The sequence below is a fragment of the Arenibacter aquaticus genome, assembly GCF_003957295.1.
GTDB classification, from domain to species: Bacteria; Bacteroidota; Bacteroidia; order Flavobacteriales; family Flavobacteriaceae; genus Arenibacter; species Arenibacter aquaticus.
On record NZ_RQPJ01000019.1, the window covers coordinates 1 to 2523 of the forward strand.

A 2523-nucleotide genomic window follows, 5' to 3' on the forward strand; every position below is an offset into this window, starting at 1 on the left:
GGCAATCTGATTATTTATGGTAAGATTGCTTCGTCGCAAAAGCTTCTCGCAATGACGCCCATTCAAATCTACATGCCAAACACCGTCACTTCGAGCCCGCCTTTTGTCACTTCGAGCCTGCCTACCGCAGGCAGGCCTGCCCGGCCGTTAGGCGGGTGATTTTATAGAGCATAGCGGAATAAAATTGTATCGAGAAGCGAGAAGCAGACGGGGAAACACCAAACCAGTTCTCGATACAACATACCTAACGGCTACGTCACTTCGAGTGGTTTTATGCAGCGCAGCGAAATAAAATTGTATCGAGAAGCGAGAAGCAGACGGGGAAACACCAAACCAGTTCTCGATACAACATACCTAACGGCTACGTCACTTCGAGTGGTTTTATGCAGCGCAGCGAAATAAAATTGTATCGAGAAGCATTCGAACTGACGACTTTCCTTAACCATTTAACATCCAACAAAATAAGTAAGACCTCTCGTCGACCTAAAAAAGGTCTCTGTCGAGGTGACATGGAAAAATGAAGTGTAGATAGTTACTAACCATTAGCTAAAAGAGCTAAGAAAAAAGAGAAGAGAGATAAGACAGTTGATTGGTGAAAAAAGCCCACCCTTTAGGGTCGGGGGAAGGCTTTTTCAATGAACAATAATCAATCACCAATCTCCACATAAACCCATTGTTACATTCCCACATTGTTACATTTTCACATTGCTACATTTCCACATTGACAATTCCTTAATCTAACACCACTCAAAAAAAAAGTATATTTAACCAAGTAATTCAATACAACTAAACCAAATGCCCCAATGACCCTTATACAAAAAAACTTAACAGCACTTGTAATCCTTACTATGATCGGTTGTGGATCAAAACAGCACAATGCCAAGAACAAGACGCAAATGACTATTGGTATAGTGGCCGACTGCCAATATTGCCACTGCAAATCTACCTCCTCCCGATTCTATAAGAATTCGCCCCGAAAACTAAAAAATGCCGTAGACAGCCTTGACCAATCGCCCTTGGATTACGCCATTCATTTGGGCGACTTTATAGACCGTGATTTTAATAGCTTTGATACCCTTGCCCCTATCTGGAACAACTTAAAGACCAAAAAATACCAGGTATTGGGCAATCATGATTTTAGTGTGGCCGAATCCCTAAAACCACTGGTTCCCAAAAAAATGAAACTCACACAGCGCTATTACAGTTTTGTTAAAAATAACTGGCGGTTTATTGTGCTGGATGGGAACGACCTAAGCTACCAAGGCGCCATTACTCCAAAAAAAATTGCTGAAACCGACTCCCTATTCAATCTATTATCAAAATCTGACCTCCCCAACCTGCAGACCTGGAACGGTGGCCTGAGCAATGAACAGCTCCAATGGGTAGAAAACGAGCTGCAAGAAGCCTTGGCCCTAGAACAAAATGTAGGTTTTTATTGTCACTTCCCAGTACTAGGGGAAGACAAGGTACACCGATTGTGGAATAGCCAACAGTTTATCTCACTGATAGACCAATACCCCCACGTAAAATTCTATTTTAACGGACACAACCACAATGGGGATTATATGCAACGCAACGGGGTGCACTACCTTACCTATAAGGGAATGGTAGATACCAATAACACTACCGCTTTCGCTACCGTGCAAATCACACCCGATTCCATTCTGGTTCAAGGATATGGCCGCGAACCTTCAAGAAGCCTAAAGATTAAATAACAACTGTAAATACTTAGCCTTCAGTGAACCATTTTTAGTTAACAGTCTTAGGCACAATACATTAGATATAAGAGCTAAGAAAAAAGAAAAGAGAAAAAAGACGGTCTAATAGTAAAAAAAGTCCCCCCTTTAGGGTCGGGGAAAGGCTTTTTCAATTAACAATAATCAATTAGCAATAAACAATAAGGAGTGAACAGTTTTCAGTAAACAGTGATCAGTTACTTACGTCATTGCGAGCTTGCCCTGCCGCCAGGCGGGCAAAGCGCGGCAATCTGCTTATTTATAGTAAGATTGCTTCGTCGCAAAAGCTTCTCGCAATGACGCCCATTCAAATCTACATGCCAAACACCGTCACTTCGAGCCCGCCTTTCGTCACTTCGAGCCTGCCTACCGCAGGCAGGTGGTTTTATGCAGCGCAGCGAAATAAAATTGTACCGAGAAGCAGAAAGGTTGCCCGGGCTGGCAAACAGTCCATTAACAATTAGCATTATGGAGTGAACAATTATTAGTAAACAGTGAACAGTGGTCAGTCATTAGTCAATAGGCAAAAGCCAAAAGCCAAAAGCCAAAAGCTCAATGAGCTAAGAAAAAAGAGAAGAGAGATAAGAAGCTGGTGTGAAGAGTAATCAGTAAACAGTTGTAAGTGAACAGTAATCAGTTGCTCAAACCTTAATAAATGCCGTCATTGCGAGCAAGCCTACCGCTAGGTAGGCGCAGCGTGGCAATCTGATTATTTATGGTAAGATTGCTTCGTCGCAAAAGCTTCTCGCAATGACGCCCATTCAAATCTACATGCCAAACACCGTCA

1 protein-coding gene is annotated in these 2523 nt (G+C 42.5%); it reads left to right on the forward strand.

The features are described 5' to 3' along the window. Window positions 1-803 precede the first annotated feature (803 nt). On the forward strand, window positions 804-1715 hold the full coding sequence (locus tag EHW67_RS15510; RefSeq protein ID WP_126163302.1) for a metallophosphoesterase: 912 nt from the start codon (window positions 804-806) through the stop codon (window positions 1713-1715). Window positions 1716-2523: the final 808 nt, after the last annotated feature.

Coding starts and splice junctions, on each gene's coding strand:
- EHW67_RS15510 (WP_126163302.1), top strand. CDS start 804: ATGACCCTTATACAAAAAAACTTAACAGCACTTGTAATCCTTACTATG.